This is a genomic window from Flavobacterium sp. (assembly GCF_035456225.1).
Taxonomy (GTDB): Bacteria; Bacteroidota; Bacteroidia; order Flavobacteriales; family Flavobacteriaceae; genus Flavobacterium.
The window spans coordinates 1-17,563 of the sequence record NZ_DATIDM010000217.1 but is presented as its reverse complement, the minus strand read 5'-3'; the positions used below and the strand labels follow the sequence as shown (position 1 = coordinate 17,563).

The window sequence follows — 17,563 nt, the reverse complement described above, 5'->3', positions numbered from 1 at the left end:
TAATTTTTTATTTATTTTATCTCAATTTTCAATGTCGAATACCCGTATGAGATTAGTTTTTTACCGTTAACATCAATCTCACTACGCTCTTTAATGTATTTATACTCACCCTTTTTAATAACAATCTTCTGGTTATTATAGCTACTTGTTAAATCTTCATCGATATACATAACATCTTCAGCATGCTTAATGTCTTCAACTACATAGAACACCAAATCATAACTCCCTACGGTTAAATTTGAATGTTTTTCAGCTGTAACAACAATGTTAACGTCGCATAATCCAAAACAACTCATACATTCACAAACAGTTCCATCTTTTTTAGGGTTTTGTTTATGTAGTTTACCTGTAATCTGAATCTTCGGATTGACTAAGGAATTGGTAAGAACTTCTCCTACCGCTTTGGTTTGAGCGTTTCCTGATAAAACAAACATTAACATTACAACAAACCCAAATACTAATTTTTTCATTTTAAATTTTAACTTTTAATGATTATTACTTTACTTTTTAACTTCAAATTTTTCTGCAGTAATTTGATGTGGTAAAAGTAGTATCATGAAAAAAGAGGGAGTTGTGGTTTTTCCGCAATTAATGTTAAATCAGATAAATCCTAATTTTTTTGCTTCACGGATGATATCTTCATCATTGCCTTTGCCGATACAGAAATAGTCCTTGATTTTGGCTTTTCGTTTTTCCACGGCGCTTTCGGTCAGGTTGACTTCACCGGCAATCGTTTTGGTTTTAAAGCCTTGGGAGATCAGCATGATGATTTGGCGATTGATACTGTCCAGATACTCTTCCCTGGAAAGGAGTTCCTTTATGGCTTTTTTTACCGTTTCGCTGTGATAGGTTTCACCGTTTAAAATGGAATCGAAAGCCGACAACAACTCGTCTCCGCTGAAATCGGATTTAATAAGCAGTCCCACCGGATTTACTTTCTTTACAATATCATAAACAATGAAAGACTCGGCGTGGGAAGTGAGTATAACAATTTTGGCTTGCGGAAGGTTCTTTTTCACCAAAACGGCCAGGTCTTCTCCGGAATAAATCCCTTCCTCTTCATAAGCCGGCATACTTCGGTCGAGAAAAACCATGTCGAAATCAGGAGGATTGACTTTATTAGTTAGCACCGAATACGCTTCTTTGCAGTTGTAGCATTCTGTCGCTTCAATGCCGAAGCCACGGTTGTTGTAGTCTAAAATTGTTTTGTAACCCAGGATTTGCAGTGGATGATCGTCTGCAAACAATATTTTAACAGTCATTTAATGTTATATTTCACACAAAAATATATAATTATGTTACAATTGTCAAATTTATCCGGGTACCTTTTCCGATTTCGGACCAAATGGTAAGTTCGCTGTTAATTTCAGTGGCCCGTTCCTGCATATTTTTGTGTCCGATTCCTGGTTTGATTGTTTTGGGGTCAAATCCGATTCCGTCATCGGTAACCGAAATCGTCAGATGACCTTCTTCCCGGGCCATTCGAATGCAAACACTTTTGGCATCAGCATATTTTTGAATATTCTGTAAAGCTTCCTGTAAAATTCTATACACCTGCATCTTCACAACACTGTTTACCGCGTTCCAGTCTATTTTTTCGTCAATAATCAGTTTGAATTGTAACTGGGAATGCCCTTTGGCAGCCTCCATCAGATTGGCAACCATCAATTTAAAATCGGAAACATCGGTAAACAGATTATGGTTCAAGTCGTGGGAAATTTTTCGAATTTCTTTTTCGATGTCTTGAATCTCATCAACACGTTCCACACACCGAGCTATAGTTTCGGGGTCGCTTCGTTTACTTAATACAAAAAGATTCAGTCGAATGGCGGTTAATTTTCCCATAATGCCATCGTGTAATTCTTTTGAAATTCTTCTCTGTTCGATTTGTTTGCCCTCTTCGATTTTCTGCTGCTGATCCAACATTAATTTATAAATTTCTTCGTTGGCTTTTTGTTGTTGCTGAAGGTGTTGCAGTTCCCTGTTTTTAGAGCGTTGCAAATGAGAAACATACAGCAATATCAGTAAGGAAATGAAAAACAGGCTAAATCCTACGATCATCCATCGCTGTGCCAGTAATTTGTCATTCTCCGCTTCGACCAAATTTTTTTGGTTGGTGATTTCATCGGTTTCAAACTCGATTCTCGCAAATTTATTACGGGTAGCGCGTTCGACGTTTTGGAGGCTGTCGTTTAATATAATGTACCTCTTGTTATACGCAGAATCATTTTGAGGGTCAATTTTAGCCAGAAGTTCCAGGGCTTTCAGTTCGTCTTCGAAAATTTTGTTGCTGTGTGCAAGCGTTCTGGCTTCATTGGCATATTGTTTTGCTAATGCGCTGTCTTTTTTAGATTGATAATATTCGGAAAGATATAACTTTGAGTTTAGTTGAATGTGAATATTTCCAAGACTATCCCCTACTATAGAAGTTTTTTTAAAATATTCTAAACTTGAGTCATCACCTAATTTAAATTTTGAATAGCTATATGTATTGATTAGATAACAATAAAAAGTTGGATTTATCTCTTTAGAATTAAATACATTTAATCCAATTTCAGAAATTTTAATAGCTTCAAAATATCTTCGTTCATTCTGAAGAGCTAATGCTATATAATTATAAGGTTGAGCTTTCAACAGATTATATTGCGAATCATTTTTCAGATTATCAGTTTGCTTTAAAGCCTTATAATAATATTCAATTGCCCCCTGATTATTATTCATACTTCGTTGTGCTATTCCTAAAGCTAAATAACAATCGTATATCATCTTCTCATCCTTATCTAACTTTGCTGTTTTCAAAACTTTAACAAACTCTACTTCTGCTTCAGCAAAATTTTTTTCAAATAAAAGGATACTCGCTTTGTTGTATTTAATTCTATTATCTAACACAAACTTCTTATTATTCCCTCTTTGTATTTTTTCAGCTTTAGAATAGTAAAAGTATGCGCTATCATATCTAAAATCGTAATAGTGGTAATCACCAATATAACCCAATGATTTAGCAATATTCATTGAATCATTTGATGTTTTAGCAATTTCAAGGATTTTTTTAGAAACATTGTAAAACTTTATGTTTTCGTCAATGTTGTAATATCTGTCAGCAATTTTAAATAAATATTCAATAGACGTTACATCTAAATTCTTTTTTAAAATGGTAAATGCTCTATTCGTGTATAAAAGTCTTTCTTTTTTTGAATATGCAAAATCATTAGATTTTTCCAATAAAAAATCTAATTCAGTTTTTCTATCAGAAAAATTATTTTCAGTATCGTTTCTTTTACAATTAAAAAAAACAAAAAGAATTACAACTAAAAGAATTAACTTTTTCAAACAATAACAGGATATATTTTTGCTAAAATTAATTTAAAAAATTTTTCTTACAAAATAATTATTTAGAAGGTTTGATAATTGGAGGCTCAAACCCCTCATTAGATGCCGAATCCTGTAATTTCATGACATCCGCATAATCAAGATTTTCAGGAGTTTGCTTTCGGGATGTTTCCATCTCATCCACCGAACAAGATTGCAATAAAAATAAGGCGACAAAAAAGGCAAATACAAGCGTTACTCTTTTCATTTTTTACGGAGTGTTTAAATTATTTGTTTAATGGTCGCAAAACTATCTTTCCACCCACCGACGCTATTCCGGCTTTTCATCAAAAAATGTTAATTTTGAAAGTATTTTCTGTAGCGTTTGATAATCCCGATTGTTTTTTAGAAATTTGACTAAAATTCAGATAAACAATGGGCAGGACTCTGGTAATAGGTGACATACACGGCGGACTCAAAGCACTAAAACAGGTTTTGGAACGGGCTCACGTAACACCCAACGACAAACTTATTTTTCTCGGTGATTTTGTGGACGGTTGGAACGACACCCCTTTTGTAATTGATTTCCTTATCGAATTGGACAAAACCCACGACTGTGTTTTCATTCAGGGCAACCACGAAGAAATGCTACTGCGCTGGCTTTCGGAAGGGCATGACAATGAAGAATGGCGCGTGCATGGCGGACAATCCACCGTGGATGTGTACGGAAAATTTGATCCCGACAGGATTTCGGACCATATTGAATTCCTTACCAGACTGAACGACTATCATCTGGACGAAAAAAACCGCCTGTTCGTGCATGCCGGATTTACCAATCAAAAAGGGGTGGAATATGAGTATTTCAGGGGAATGTTCTGCTGGGACCGCACTTTATGGGAAGCCGCGCTGTCCATGGACAAAACGCTTTCGCGAAAAGATTTGTTTTATCCGAAACGCTTTTCCCTCTATGAAGAAATCTTTATCGGTCATACGCCCGTGACCCGAATTGGGTATTCGGTTCCGGTAAACCGTGCCAATGTTTGGAACGTCGATACCGGTGCGGCCTTTAAAGGAAGACTGACCATTATGGATGTCGATACCAAGGAATTCTGGCAGAGTTCACCGCTGCCCGATTTGTATCCCAACGAAAAAGGTCGGAACTAAATTTGTATATTTGCACCTGATTTCAGCCATAGCAAACTCTCAACCGTAGCTATTGGCTTCTTTTAAAACAACAACGATGAGCGTAATTGAAAAAAAACTAAAAGACCGCAGTGATTCGAAATGCGAATTGTGTGGTAACCCGCATGATTTACAAGTATACAACCTTCCTCCCGAGAATAAAGAAAGTTTAGAAACCAGCATTTTAGCCTGTAAAACCTGTGTGGGACAGATTGAAAACCCGGAAACTACCGACGCTAACCACTGGCATTGTCTTTCGGACAGCATGTGGAGCGAGCATTTGCCGGTGCAGATCGTTTCCTGGAGAATGCTTACCCGTTTGAAAAAGAACGACCTTTTAGAGATGATGTATCTTGACGAAGAGGCGTTGGAATGGGCAAAAGCCACCGGAGAAGGTGACGACGACGAAGGCAAAATCGTTCACAAGGATTCCAACGGCAATATTTTGTTCGATGGGGATTCTGTGGTACTGATTAAAGATTTGGACGTAAAAGGCGCCAATTTCACAGCAAAACGTGGTGCGGCAGTACACAACATCAAACTGGTTTGGGACAATGCCGAACAGATTGAAGGAAGAGTCGAAGGACAGCATATCGTTATCCTTACGCAGTATGTGAAGAAGACGAAATAATTTTCAACTACTATAAACAAAAACCCGATTCGTGTGAGTCGGGTTTTTTTATATTAATTTTTCATAACCATTTCTTTCTCTTGAAGAATCTTTAGAACTTTTTCGAAATCTCGTTTTTCATCTTTGAATTCAATGGTGAAATCATAACGGGCCATAGGGATGACAGATGAATACTTATCTTTTAAATTCGGCTCAATTAAAGCCAAATCCAATAGTGTTTTGATTGTAACGTTTTTCCCTATAACCTTATCCGATTCATTAGTAACCGTAGTGGCATTGGAACCTAAAACCGGTACCTGCTGATAGGTAATTTTCATATTATCTTTTTCAATCACCGTCTTTTCCTCCAAAACAAACTGAAGACTCGCTAACGTTATACTTAATGCTATCAGATTCCATGTACCATGAAAGATCATCGCTATTGACAACTTGCTGTTAATTGTTATCCAGGTTAAAAACAAACCTAATACCGTTTGAATCAAAACGAATGGATAACTCCCATTACTAAAATCTTCAGCACTGTAATGAATCAAACCGAAAACAACTGCATTGGTGATAACAAAAAGAGCAAAAATTATATTGCTTTTAAATTTTGTACAAAGCGTTATCAACACTAAAAAAATAAGTGTATTGAAAACCGCAAATGTAGCCGAGTACTTCGAATAAAACACAAAACCAGTATAAGATAAAAACCCAATTAAAGCGAGTACTCTCAATTTGTTGCTGTTGGAAAAGAATCCTCTAAAAGACAATTCTTCCAGGACGGGAGCTATAACAGATCCAAATATAAGCAAACCCAATATCGGAATACTGTCAAACTGATTGACTCTGCCCATAGGTGGTTTTACATCCAAAAACAAATTCATCAGACCAAAAACTGCAACTAAACCAATCGCTAAAACAAGTATCCAATTGTGACGATAGTTTTCAAGCTTTTTAAACATACATTTTCTTTAAAAATAAAAATCCGACCCAAATGAGCCGGATTGCAATATTACGTATAATCGTATAAAAACAAAACACTGTTCTTTATTCCGGTATAAGATGTACCATTATACTTTGCGGAATCACGTGGCAGACATCGGCATCAACCGTAATGGTTTCGGATGTATAGGTCTGATACCCCGATTTCGTAACCGTGAGCATGTAATTGCCCTGTCTTTCCCAGGCACCGGAAAAAACATCCGAACCCGGAATAAGTTCGAGTGTTTCGGAATAGGTTCCTTCTGTAGCTACCACCACAACGCCTTCCGTCAAAACCGTATGAGTGGCAGCATCCATCACCGTTACATTGAGTCCGGCGCGGGCTTCCTCGGTACAGTTAACCTGATGGCCGTCATCGTCGTCATTACACTGATTCGCCATCAGCAGTGGCATCAGACACAGTAAAAGAAATATTTTTTTCATCGGATTTCGTCCCGCCTGTTTATGATTACGGGGATTTTGCTCACTATTTTACAACAAACTCGGCAAAAAATTTTCCATTGAATTTACACACACCATCATCGTCCGTCCCGAACCAAAGGTCACCTTTTTGATCTTTATAAATTGTGTTTACGGCATTACTTGTAAGTCCGTCTTTTACAGAATAGTTGGTTAATTTATTTCCGTCATACTTCCAAACGCCTGCATCAACGGTACCTATCCAAAGGTTGCCTTTATTGTCTTCGTTTATGGAATAAATACGAGCCAGAGTCCCTAAACTCGCTTTACCTGAAACTCTGAATTCAGTGTTGCCAAGTCCTTTTTCTTCCGTAAAATTGACCAACGTTTTTCCATCATACCGAAATAGTCCGGAACCATTATTTCCAAACCATATGTTTCCTTTACTATCTTCAAACAGACTAAGCACAGCCGGACCACTCAAGCCTTTTTCGGTAAACCAAGTTAACGATTTTCCGGCAAAACGACAAACTCCTTTGGCTTGAGTGCCGAACCAAAGATTTCCTTTTTTATCATTCAGAATAGAATAAACCGCATAAGGACTAAGGTTGTAGGGTGAATTTTGCGCGTCTTTAAGTTTATAATCAGCATCAGCCAAAGACAAATAAGTAAATAAATTATTGCTATAGCGAAAAGCTCCAACCCCACCATAGAACCATAGGTCATCAGGTTCTGCTTTCCAATTGTTGCCAGGGTTGGTATTTAATTGAGGAACAAGAGTGGTAAAAGTTTGTCCGTCAAAACGACTAACACGAAATAAACCGGTGCCAAACCAGATGTTTCCGAATTTATCTTCCTGAATGGTTTGAACCTGATTGTTGGACAGCCCGTCTTTTTCAGTAAATTGTATCAATTTCGTGCCATCATAGCGGTACACTCCTGCATCATTTGTGCCAAACCAATAATTGCCTTTTTTATCCTGAAAAATACTCCGAATGTTCTTATCGATTTCGACAGCTTCATTGGCTTCGAATGTATTGATGCGCTTAACTGTTTGCTGTTCGGTATTATTACTGACTATGCTTATAGGCTTGCTTTGCTCCTTACAAGAATAAAAATGGATACACAGTAATAATAAAGGAATTTTTATCATTTGCCTTACCGCTTTCTTTTGATTAGCCATATGTTTATCGTATTGATTATTGGTTTGGAGCCATCGCTTCCATTTCCATTCTGACATAAAATTGCATAAAAAAACCGACTTATGAAAGTCGGTTTCCTAATTATTTAAGCGATCAATTAAAAATCAAATTTGATTCCCTGCGCCAACGGAAGCGCTGTTCCGTAGTTGATCGTGTTGGTTTGTCTTCTCATGTAGGCTTTCCAAGCATCCGATCCTGATTCACGGCCACCACCGGTTTCTTTTTCACCACCAAAAGCACCACCAATTTCAGCTCCGGAAGTACCAATGTTTACGTTAGCGATACCACAATCGGAACCCGCAGCAGAAAGGAACAACTCCATTTCTCTCATGTTGTTGGTGAAGATTGAAGAGGATAATCCTTGAGGAACTCCGTTCTGAATCGCAATAGCTTCTTCAATCGTGCTGTATTTCATCACATACAAAACCGGTGCAAACGTTTCGTGCTGTACGATTTCGAATTCGTTTTTAGCTTCGATGATACATGGTTTTACGTAACAGCCGCTTTCGTAACCCTCTCCTTCCAATACGCCGCCTTCAACGATGATTCTTCCGCCTTCTGCTTTAGCTTTTTCGATAGCGTTTAGGTAATCCTGAACCGCACCTTTGTCGATTAGCGGTCCAACGTGATTGGTTTCATCCAAAGGATTTCCGATCTTCAACTGACCGTAAGCATTTTTCAATACGTCTAACGTTTTATCGTATACACTTTCGTGGATGATTAAACGACGGGTGGATGTACAACGCTGTCCGGCTGTTCCTACCGCTCCAAATACCGCTCCTACCAATACCATGGATAAATCGGCGTTTTCTGAAACGATGATCGCATTGTTTCCTCCTAATTCAAGGATGGTGTTTCCGAAACGTTCTGCCACAGTTTTCGATACGTGACGACCGATTCTTGTAGAACCTGTGAACGATACCAACGGAATACGTTTGTCGTTATTGATCAAATCACCCGATTCGTTACCAACCACTAAACAGCTGATTCCTTCCGGAAGATTGTTTCTTTCCAATACGGTTTGGATGATGTTTTGACATGCCACACCACACAAAGGTGTTTTTGAACTTGGTTTCCAGATACAAACGTCTCCGCAAATCCAGGCCAACATCGTGTTCCAAGACCAAACGGCTACCGGGAAGTTGAATGCCGAAATGATTCCGACAATCCCGAACGGATGCCATTGCTCGTACATTCTGTGCATCGGACGCTCTGAATGCATTGTCAAACCATGTAACTGACGGGACAAACCTACTGCGAAATCACAGATATCAATCATTTCCTGAACTTCGCCAAGACCTTCCTGAAGGCTTTTTCCCATTTCAAAAGAAACCAATTTACCAAGAGCTTCTTTATTTTTACGCAACTCCTCACCCATTTGGCGAACAATTTCACCACGTTTCGGAGCCGGTAACAAACGCCATGTTTTGAAAGCTTCTTCTGCAGCACTCATGGCTGTTTCGTAATCTTCTTTTGTAGCCGATTTTACTTTTCCGATCAATTCACCCGTTGCCGGAGAATACGATTCGATGATTTTTCCGTTGGAAAACCAGTTGGAACCGGTTGAAGCTCCTTCATTTATTTCTTTTAAGCCTAGTTGTTCCAAGGCTTCCTGAATACCAAATTGGTCTACTGCTGTTGTTATCATTATTTTATAGTCTATGTCGGTTTTTTTTAAATTTTTGCAAAGCTACGCTTTTTATCAATGTTTTATAACAAAAAATACGTTAAAACAAATTTTTCTTCTTAAAAAGAAACACCCCGATTCCTGAAATCGCAATGGAAACGGCCAATACAATCCAAAGCCCGAAGCTGTTGTTTTCCAGATTGTTAGGCACATTCATCCCATAAAAACTGGCCACTACCGTCGGAATCATCAGGATGATAGAGATCGATGTCAGCCGTTTCATGATTACATTCAGATTGTTGGAAATTACCGAAGCATACGCATCCATCATTCCCGTAAGAATGTTGCTGTAAATGTTCGTGGTTTCTTCCGCCTGGCGCAATTCGATTCCCACATCTTCCAATAATTCCGGATTGTAGGTTTCTTTAAAATTTTTGAGGTTTTTAATCCGATGGAACAATACGTCATTTCCTTTTAAAGAAGTTATGAAATATACCAAACATTTTTCAATTTGAAGCAATTGCTGTAAATCTTCGTTGCGGATGGATTTCTCCAGATTATCTTCCGCGGCTTTGATAAGGAGGTTGATTTGCTTCAGGTATTTCAGAAACCAAATGCTCGAAGAAAGGAGCAGCTTCAGCACCAGATCGAACGAGTCATTTATTCCTGCTTTTTTGCGTTGGGTGTAAATCACGAAGTCCTCAAGCAGCTCACAATCCTGAAAACACAGCGAGACAAACACATCGTCTTTGAACATCAATCCGATGGGCGCCGTATTGTAGGGCAGTTTTGCATCGTTGGTTTTAAAGGGAACCCGGAGAATAATAAGTACCCAGCCGTTTTCGATTTCGATACGCGGGCGTTCGTCAATATCTGCAATGTCGTTGTAGAAAGCTTCCGGAATCTGTAATTCTTCCAACAGATAGCGGGTTTCTTCTTGGTTTGGGCTAACTGCGCTGATCCAGCAGTTTTTCCCCTGAATATCAGTCGAAAATAATCCGTCCTGACTTTTGTAAAATCTAATCATAAAAGTATGCGCCTATTTGGGAAAGGCCCTTTATGATTCAAAAGCCGATCCTTTAATTAGTACTGTTCCTCAGATAATCGTCCATTTTTTTGGAAATTTTTTGGAAATTTTTTGCGAAAGTACTCCCTTTTAACGAAATAAACCTTAATTATTTCTTAATTGTAAACCTAGGGTCGGTTTCCATAACGGTTCCGCATTCGGAACAGGTGCGTAAATCTTCGGAATTGTAAAAGTGCTGAAAATGAGGAAGAAAATCGTTTTCAATGTCCTTCAATTCGAAATACACTTCGTGTAATTTATGATTGCAGTTATCGCAATGCCAAAGCAATCCGTCGGTAAAACCTTTGCCGGCGCGTTTTCTTTCGATGACCAATCCGATGGAACCTTCACTGCGAACAGGAGAATGTGGTATTCGGGCCGGATGAAGGTACATATCGCCAGCCTTTAATTCCATCTCCTTGCGTTGTCCGTCTTCCTGAATAACAACCTTTATGTTTCCTTCCAGCTGATAAAAAAGCTCTTCGGTTTCATTGTAATGATAGTCCTTTCTGGCATTGGGTCCTGCCACAATCATTACGATATAATCATCAGAATCCACATAAATGTTTTTGTTGCCTACGGGTGGTTTCAGCAAATGTCGGTTTTCGTCAATCCACTGATTGAGATTGAATGGTTTTTGAATTGCCATAATTTTATCTTTAGCTCCGCTAATTTACAAAAATAAAAAGCCGACTTCCGCCGGCTTTACTTTTTTATTTTCCTTCCTTTATCAGATAAATGTAAACAGGGAAGTGATCGCTGAAACCTACTTCGGTCAACGTATGTCGCAACGGATAGCCTTTATATTGTCCGGTGGTTGTAATCAGGAACGGTTTATTGTAAATACCCGCCTTCCAATATCTCCAGGAACTGTAATCGTTTTTAATGAAAGGCTCTGTAATCATGATGATATCGAAAATATCCCAAGCATCGCGGTAACCGATGGTTCCCATCCCTTGGTTGGCCATGCTTTCAAATGGGTTGTAAACCCCTAAAGGTTTCACGTCTGTCTTTTTCCCTTTGGCACCTATTACTTCCTTAACACTCTTATTGAAACTTCCGTCATTCAAATCCCCAAGGATGATTACCTTGGCTTCCGGTTTAATTCGTTGCAGTGAATCCGTTATTTTTTTGGTCAACGCTGCTGCGGCTTCACGGTATGGAGCACTTTTCTTTTCCCCTCCCGAACGCGACGGCCAGTGACACACGATTACATTAATCTCTTCTCCATCCAACAAACCGGTCACCAGCAACTGGTCACGAGTATAGATTCGTTTTGATTTAGCATCTGCTTGAGAATTATCGTCTGTTTTCTCTTCCTCTTCTTTTTTATCCTTGGCAGTACCTGTGTTTTCATAGATCATCAAAGGTATATTTTTATAGCTCAACGGCTGGAAGTGTTCTTTTTTATAAAGCAAAGCCACGTCGATACCACGTTTGTCAGGCGATTCGAAGTGTACAATGCCGTAATTTTTGTCAATTAATTTAGGTTGTTTAACCAAATCTTCCAAAACACCTCTGTTTTCGATTTCACTGCCTCCGATTAAAACAGGGGATTCTTTCTGATATTCACCGGTTCCTAATTCAGACAAAACACGACTTAAGTTTTCCAGCTTCTTTTTATACTTGGCACTTGTCCAGTTTTGGGCTCCATTGGGAAGCCATTCCTCATCGTTGTTGGCCTGATTGATGGTATCAAAAAGGTTTTCGAAATTGTAAAAAGCTACTGTTTGAACTGCAAATTTCTTGCCCTGATTCTGACCTATGCCAGAAATTCCGCTCAATAACAAGGCAAACAGAATGATAATTCTATTCTTCATAAATTGATTACCTAATTTTGTTAATATTAAATTCATTGACTGAATGGCACTTTTAAATACCTTTATTCTTCCGACTCAAATATTTTGCCAAACAAATTAAAACCCATTTCCGATTTTTATTTTTTGGGCAACAAATGTAACATAATAATACCAAAATGTTTACTTTTATTGGGTTAATAAATTTTCACTAAACAAAGCTATATGAAAAAACAAAATTTCACTTTTACTTAATTAGCAATCAGTTAATTACATCTATTTACTGTTTTTATCCCCAAAAAAACAAAAAAAATTTATGATTAAGTTATGATTAAGTTTTGTAAAAATATATAACAGAACTATTGCAAGTTGTTTCAAAACACGTAAATTTGCGCCCCTTAGCTTCTTTTTCTTTAATAAACAGGAGATTAACTTTAATTTAATTTATGAAAAAACTTGTAATTTGTACTTTACTTGTAATGCAAGTCGTTTTTGCCTGGGCACAACAGGTTCCTTCAGTGAAAGGTAAGGTTGTCGATTCAAAAACGCAGAAAGCACTACAAAATGCTCTTGCAACCATCCAAAGCACGAACCAGTCAACGGTAACCAATGTTTTTGGAGAATTCACTTTCACCGCCGCAGCCGAAGGTAATCAGGTATTATTGATTAGAAGCAGCGGTTATGTGCCTCAAACTTTTACAATAGAAATTAAAAAAGGGGAAACCGTTGACTTAGGCGTTATCGTTTTAGAAGAAGACGTTACCGCAGAACAACGATTAGCCCTGGTTGTAATCACTGACAACGATTTAGGTGACGACAACAGCGGTTCCGAAAGTACTTCGGGACTATTACAGGCCTCCCGTGACGCATACCAACAGGCAGCGGCATTCAACTGGGGAACGGCGCGTTTTCAAATCCGTGGTTTAGACAACGAACACGGAACCACAATGATCAACGGGATTGTGATGAACAAACTGTATGACGGCCGACCACAATGGAGCAACTGGGGCGGTCTGAACGATGCGATGCGCAACCAGGAGTTCACCATGGGTTCTACGCCTTCTGATTATACTTTTGGAGGTATTTTAGGTACGCAGCAAATCAACACCAGAGCTTCCTATTACAGACCCGGAGCGCGTGTTTCATTTTCAAGCACCAATACAAACTACAGCTGGAGAAGTATGGGAACTTTTGCTTCCGGAATGAACAATAAAGGATGGGCTTTTGTGATTTCCGCATCAAGACGATGGGCAGAAGAAGGCTACTTCGAAGGAACAGACTACGGTGCAGGTTCTCTTTTTGCCAGTGTTGAAAAAAGAATCAACGACAATCACAGCATCAACTTTACCTCTATTTATGCACAAAACAGCCGTGGGAAAAATTCACCAAACACAGATGAAGTAAGCGATATGGCTGGTATAAAATACAACTCTTACTGGGGTTGGCAAGACGGTAAAAAAAGAAATTCAAGAGATAAAGACGTTCAGGAACCAATCGTAATGTTAAGCCATTATTGGAAAATGAACGAAAAAACAAGTTTAAACACCAATGTAGCTGTCCAAACGGGAACTGTTGGAAACAGCAGAATTGACTTCCAAGGCGTATCCAACCCAGATCCGACTTATTACAGAAACCTTCCTAGCTATTACCTTTCGCTATACAATAACGATCCGGCTTTCGTAAACGATAACGATCCTTCGGCTTATTTACCTGGCGGTTTGGGAGGTATTCACACCCCTGATCTTATCAGTGCTTCTGATCCAAGCGTGGCAACTTTCCTTGATCCTAACCAAAGACAGGTGAACTGGGACGGAATGTATGATGCAAACTCAAAAACATCGGCAGGAAACAGTGTGTATGTTTTATACGAAGACCGAACCGATGACACTACATGGACGGCAAATTCTATTTTGAATTCTCAAATTGCAGATAACATCACTTTAAATGCTGGGGCAACCTTCAGACATTTAAAATCACACAACCATAAAACATTATTGGATTTATTAGGTGGTGATTACTACAAAGACACCAATACTTTCGGAGCAAATTCAAATCAGATCGAATCTGACTTAAACAACCCGGGAAGAATCGTAGGAGAAGGTGACACTTATGGTTACAACTACAATTTATATGCAACTGCTATTGATGCTTTCACACAATTCAAATTTACATACAGAAAATTTGACTTCTATTTAGCACAGACATTTGCAAGAAACGAATACCTAAGAGAAGGTTTATACAGAAACGGATATTATCCAAGAAACTCTTTCGGTGACAGCAAAAAGATGGCATTTGACAACTTCGGTTTCAAAGGAGGTTTGACTTACAAACTTACAGGAAATCACTTATTCACTGTTAATGGTGTAAGAATGTCGAAAGCGCCTACTTTGAGAAACACTTTCCCTAATGCGCGTGTAAGCAACAATACTGTTCCGGGATTGAGCAGTGAAACCATCTCAAGTGCCGATGCAAGTTATATTTTCAGATCATCAAAAGTAAAAGCGCGTTTAACCGCTTTCTATGCTAAAACAGAAAATGCAACAGAAACCTCTTTCTTCTTTGCAGACGGAATCTCTGTAGACGACGGTAACCCGGATACTACAGACGAATCAAGTAACTTCGTTGCAGAAACCGTTACGGGAATTGACAAAAAGAACATGGGAGTTGAACTTGGAATTGAATACCAGTTAACTTCAACCATCAAAGCTACGGCCGCGGGTACTTTTGGACAATACACGTATGACAACAACCCGAATGTTGCCTTAACTGTTGATGAGCTTGGTTCAAATACTAATTTGGCACCGGTAACGAACTACGGTGAATCTAAAATGAAAAATTATTTCCAGCCGGGCACGCCGCAAAAAGCAGCTTCCTTCGGATTGGAATACCGTGATCCTCATTTCTGGTGGGTTGGCGCCAACGTTAACTATTTAGCAGACCGCTACATTGATATCGCTCCAATTTTAAGAACTGACAATTTCTTCGTTAACCCAGAGAGTAGCGAAGGTGCAACTTTCCCTGAAGCAACTGAAGAAAGAGCACGCCAATTGCTTAAACAAGAGAAATTTGACGATTTAACTTTGGTTAACCTTACTGGAGGAAAATCATGGAAAATAGGGAAACAGATGATCGGTTTCTTTGCTTCATTGAACAACTTATTCGATATCAAATACAAAACAGGCGGTTACGAACAGGCGAGAAATGCATCTTACAGAGAATTAAATCAGGATGTATCAAGCGGAACTCCGGCTTTTGCTCCTAAATATTTCTACGGTTACGGAAGAACGTACTTTGTTAACCTTTACATTAACTTCTAATTTTAAAAAAAACATGAAAACAAGAATTATAAAATCAGCGTTATTAATTGCTTTCTTGGGAACAGCTTTAACAGGATGTGTAAATGGTGACGATTACAACACACCAAACCTTGAGTGTACTGAAACAACTTTAGTTAAAACTAAAGAGGTTTCTGAAATTCCTGCTGCAACCAACGTAGCGCAATACCTTGAAGATGATGTTATCGAAGCTTATATCACTTCGAGCGACGAGGGAGGAAATTTTTACAAATCCATTTCTTTCCAAACACTTGACGGATCAGACGCTTTTAGTGTTCCTGTAGACGTTACTTCCACTTTTACAAACTTTGAGCCGGGTAGAAAAGTGATGATCAGAATGAAAGATTTGTATACCGACATCCGTGATGGTGGTATGCGAATTGGAGGAATCTATGTGAGCAACGGAAGTGCACAGGTTGGCCGACTGTCTGCATCACAATACCAAAGAGCTTTAGAGCGTTCTTGTACAATTGTTAACGAAGACGAATTAGTACAACACGTTACTATCGCTGAGGCTAAAACAGATGCTATGCTTAACAAGTTAATTGAAATTGATGCAGTACAGTTTTCTGATGCTGCCATTACAACTACTTATTATGATGCGTCTAATGACATAGGAGGTGCTACGAACCATTTATTAGAAGATGCCGAAGGGAATTCTGTTATTTTCAGAACAAGCAGTTTCGCTAATTTTGCTTACAAACCGGTTGCTCCTGGAAGTGGAAAAGTAAGAGGTGTTATGACCAAATTTGGTTCTGACTACCAATTCCTTGCAAGAACGGAAAGAGATATTATGTTGGATGGTGAAAGATTAGAAGCTTTCTATACAGAAGATTTTCAAACTGCTATTGACAATACCAATTTAAACATCCCAGGATGGGTGAATTTTGCTGAAACAGGAACAAAACTTTGGAAAGAAGAAGTGTTCTCCGGTAATGGTTATGCGGAATTAAGCTCATTTGGTTCAGGTAATGCTTTAAATGTTTCTTGGTTGGTTTCTCCTGCCATTAATCTTGATGCTACTACTAATGAATTTTTCACATTCAGAACAGCACAACACCATTTGGATGTTGACGCTCCACAAAACAGCTTGAAAGTATACGTTTCAACAGATTTTGACGGAACAAACGTATTGGCAGCTACATGGACTGAAGTAACGGTTGCTTTACCAACTCAAAGTACACCATGGTACCAATTCGTAAGTTCTGGTGCTGTCGATTTATCGGCTTATTCAGGAAATGTTTATGTTGCGTTCAAATTTACGGGTTCAGGAACAAATACGCTTTATGACGGTGCTTTCCAAGTTGATGATTTAAAAGTGTACGGTAACTAATTTGATACTATGAGAAACTACTTTAAAATATTTGCAATTACCGTTTCATCCATTGCTCTTTTCTCTTGCGAAAATGATGATGACACAAATTTTGTACAACCGAATTATTTAGCGGGTAAATGGATACCTGTTGAAATCGGAACTGTTGACTCAAATAACATCATGTTGTACACACCGTACGAAAATGACGCTCAATGTGATCTTGACAACTTACTTTTAAATGGAGACTATAGTTTCAGTAACACCGATTTTCGATACAATGGCACAACCTGTGACAGTGATGTAACAGAAGGTACTTACAGAAAAGATGGAAAAATGTTAGTTTTGACTACTACTGAAGAAATAGACGGTGTTCCGACTGAGGTAGAAAAGTCTCAAACCCTTGTATCGTTAACTTATGATACTATGGAGATTTCATTCACAGATGAAGATACGCATGAACTAACTTTTGTAAAGTTCAGCAAAAGCGAATAATTAGATTCAAAAACTGAAAAAGCGCCCTATTTTGGGCGCTTTTTTTATTTCCGACATTTACAATAACTTACTGGAAAACAAATAGCTGTTGTAGGAAACCCTAATCCAATATTGCGTATAAGGGCTATAAATATTTTCAAACTAATTAAATCAATCCTTAATTATCGTAAACTCTTTGCCATTCCCCGAGCTATCCAAGCATTTTAAAAGATAAATTCCTTTGGT

Annotated in this window: 16 protein-coding genes; 5 read left to right on the top strand and 11 right to left on the bottom strand. The window is 38.4% G+C overall.

Annotated features, from left to right (window positions below; all coding sequences use genetic code 11):
• Positions 1-11: 11 nt before the first annotated feature.
• The 4 genes from VLB74_RS12670 to VLB74_RS12655 all read right to left on the bottom strand — a co-directional run bounded on the left by VLB74_RS12670 (position 12) and on the right by VLB74_RS12655 (position 3,577).
• Positions 12-470, bottom strand: a complete 459-nt coding sequence (locus VLB74_RS12670; RefSeq protein WP_325203819.1) for a hypothetical protein — start codon at positions 468-470, stop codon at positions 12-14.
• A gap of 129 nt (positions 471-599) precedes the next feature.
• On the bottom strand, positions 600-1,262 hold the full coding sequence (locus VLB74_RS12665; protein WP_325203818.1) for a response regulator: 663 nt from the start codon (positions 1,260-1,262) through the stop codon (positions 600-602).
• Positions 1,263-1,293: 31 nt separating this feature from the next.
• Positions 1,294-3,012: a tetratricopeptide repeat-containing sensor histidine kinase gene (locus VLB74_RS12660; RefSeq protein WP_325203817.1), complete on the bottom strand. Its 1,719-nt coding sequence runs from the start codon at positions 3,010-3,012 to the stop codon at positions 1,294-1,296.
• Between the two features lie 376 nt (positions 3,013-3,388).
• On the bottom strand, positions 3,389-3,577 hold the full coding sequence (locus tag VLB74_RS12655; RefSeq protein WP_325203816.1) for a hypothetical protein: 189 nt from the start codon (positions 3,575-3,577) through the stop codon (positions 3,389-3,391).
• Between the two features lie 167 nt (positions 3,578-3,744).
• Between VLB74_RS12655 and VLB74_RS12650 the strand changes: the two genes are divergently transcribed.
• Together VLB74_RS12650 and VLB74_RS12645 are read left to right on the top strand one after the other, a co-directional pair.
• The gene (locus VLB74_RS12650) at positions 3,745-4,473 is read left to right on the top strand and encodes a metallophosphoesterase family protein (protein WP_325203815.1); all 729 of its coding nucleotides are present in this window, start codon (positions 3,745-3,747) and stop codon (positions 4,471-4,473) included.
• 76 nt (positions 4,474-4,549) lie between these two features.
• On the top strand, positions 4,550-5,122 hold the full coding sequence (locus tag VLB74_RS12645; RefSeq protein ID WP_023573041.1) for a PhnA domain-containing protein: 573 nt from the start codon (positions 4,550-4,552) through the stop codon (positions 5,120-5,122).
• 53 nt (positions 5,123-5,175) lie between these two features.
• On the opposite strand, the gene VLB74_RS12640 is transcribed toward VLB74_RS12645, so the two are convergent.
• The 7 genes from VLB74_RS12640 to VLB74_RS12610 all read right to left on the bottom strand — a co-directional run bounded on the left by VLB74_RS12640 (position 5,176) and on the right by VLB74_RS12610 (position 12,220).
• Entirely contained in the window at positions 5,176-6,066 is an 891-nt protein-coding gene (locus tag VLB74_RS12640) for a CPBP family intramembrane glutamic endopeptidase (RefSeq protein WP_325203814.1), read from the bottom strand.
• 85 nt (positions 6,067-6,151) lie between these two features.
• Positions 6,152-6,529 carry a carboxypeptidase-like regulatory domain-containing protein gene (locus tag VLB74_RS12635; protein ID WP_325203813.1) on the bottom strand — a complete coding sequence of 126 codons (378 nt, stop codon included), beginning with the start codon at positions 6,527-6,529 and terminating at the stop codon, positions 6,152-6,154.
• A 43-nt stretch (positions 6,530-6,572) separates the two neighbouring features.
• Entirely contained in the window at positions 6,573-7,745 is a 1,173-nt protein-coding gene (locus VLB74_RS12630) for a ligand-binding sensor domain-containing protein (protein ID WP_325203812.1), read from the bottom strand.
• Positions 7,746-7,804: 59 nt separating this feature from the next.
• Complete coding sequence (gene amaB, locus VLB74_RS12625) at positions 7,805-9,352, bottom strand: L-piperidine-6-carboxylate dehydrogenase (RefSeq protein WP_325203820.1); 1,548 nt, start codon at positions 9,350-9,352, stop codon at positions 7,805-7,807.
• Between the two features lie 82 nt (positions 9,353-9,434).
• Entirely contained in the window at positions 9,435-10,361 is a 927-nt protein-coding gene (locus VLB74_RS12620) for a magnesium transporter CorA family protein (protein WP_325203811.1), read from the bottom strand.
• 148 nt (positions 10,362-10,509) lie between these two features.
• Positions 10,510-11,049 carry a 3-hydroxyanthranilate 3,4-dioxygenase gene (locus VLB74_RS12615; RefSeq protein ID WP_325203810.1) on the bottom strand — a complete coding sequence of 180 codons (540 nt, stop codon included), beginning with the start codon at positions 11,047-11,049 and terminating at the stop codon, positions 10,510-10,512.
• A gap of 64 nt (positions 11,050-11,113) precedes the next feature.
• The gene (locus VLB74_RS12610) at positions 11,114-12,220 is read right to left on the bottom strand and encodes an endonuclease/exonuclease/phosphatase family protein (RefSeq protein WP_325203809.1); all 1,107 of its coding nucleotides are present in this window, start codon (positions 12,218-12,220) and stop codon (positions 11,114-11,116) included.
• Positions 12,221-12,642: 422 nt separating this feature from the next.
• Between VLB74_RS12610 and VLB74_RS12605 the strand changes: the two genes are divergently transcribed.
• From VLB74_RS12605 to VLB74_RS12595, 3 genes are read left to right on the top strand one after another with little or no spacing between them, the layout of a single operon-like run.
• Positions 12,643-15,513 (top strand): TonB-dependent receptor, encoded by a 2,871-nt coding sequence (locus VLB74_RS12605; RefSeq protein WP_325203808.1) that lies wholly within the window; start codon positions 12,643-12,645, stop codon positions 15,511-15,513.
• A 13-nt stretch (positions 15,514-15,526) separates the two neighbouring features.
• Positions 15,527-16,864, top strand: a complete 1,338-nt coding sequence (locus VLB74_RS12600) for a DUF5689 domain-containing protein (protein ID WP_325203807.1) — start codon at positions 15,527-15,529, stop codon at positions 16,862-16,864.
• 9 nt (positions 16,865-16,873) lie between these two features.
• Complete coding sequence (locus VLB74_RS12595) at positions 16,874-17,338, top strand: hypothetical protein (protein WP_325203806.1); 465 nt, start codon at positions 16,874-16,876, stop codon at positions 17,336-17,338.
• Positions 17,339-17,563: the final 225 nt, after the last annotated feature.

Bases quoted from the DNA above. Each gene is read 5' to 3' on its own strand.
- VLB74_RS12610 (WP_325203809.1), bottom strand. From the start codon at position 12,220: ATGAAGAATAGAATTATCATTCTGTTTGCCTTGTTATTGAGCGGAATT.
- VLB74_RS12615 (WP_325203810.1), bottom strand. From the start codon at position 11,049: ATGGCAATTCAAAAACCATTCAATCTCAATCAGTGGATTGACGAAAAC.
- VLB74_RS12665 (WP_325203818.1), bottom strand. From the start codon at position 1,262: ATGACTGTTAAAATATTGTTTGCAGACGATCATCCACTGCAAATCCTG.
- VLB74_RS12645 (WP_023573041.1), top strand. From the start codon at position 4,550: ATGAGCGTAATTGAAAAAAAACTAAAAGACCGCAGTGATTCGAAATGC.
- VLB74_RS12650 (WP_325203815.1), top strand. From the start codon at position 3,745: ATGGGCAGGACTCTGGTAATAGGTGACATACACGGCGGACTCAAAGCA.
- VLB74_RS12635 (WP_325203813.1), bottom strand. From the start codon at position 6,529: ATGAAAAAAATATTTCTTTTACTGTGTCTGATGCCACTGCTGATGGCG.
- VLB74_RS12620 (WP_325203811.1), bottom strand. From the start codon at position 10,361: ATGATTAGATTTTACAAAAGTCAGGACGGATTATTTTCGACTGATATT.
- VLB74_RS12600 (WP_325203807.1), top strand. From the start codon at position 15,527: ATGAAAACAAGAATTATAAAATCAGCGTTATTAATTGCTTTCTTGGGA.
- VLB74_RS12660 (WP_325203817.1), bottom strand. From the start codon at position 3,012: ATGAATATTGCTAAATCATTGGGTTATATTGGTGATTACCACTATTAC.
- VLB74_RS12605 (WP_325203808.1), top strand. From the start codon at position 12,643: ATGAAAAAACTTGTAATTTGTACTTTACTTGTAATGCAAGTCGTTTTT.
- VLB74_RS12655 (WP_325203816.1), bottom strand. From the start codon at position 3,577: ATGAAAAGAGTAACGCTTGTATTTGCCTTTTTTGTCGCCTTATTTTTA.
- VLB74_RS12640 (WP_325203814.1), bottom strand. From the start codon at position 6,066: ATGTTTAAAAAGCTTGAAAACTATCGTCACAATTGGATACTTGTTTTA.
- VLB74_RS12595 (WP_325203806.1), top strand. From the start codon at position 16,874: ATGAGAAACTACTTTAAAATATTTGCAATTACCGTTTCATCCATTGCT.
- VLB74_RS12630 (WP_325203812.1), bottom strand. From the start codon at position 7,745: ATGTCAGAATGGAAATGGAAGCGATGGCTCCAAACCAATAATCAATAC.
- VLB74_RS12670 (WP_325203819.1), bottom strand. From the start codon at position 470: ATGAAAAAATTAGTATTTGGGTTTGTTGTAATGTTAATGTTTGTTTTA.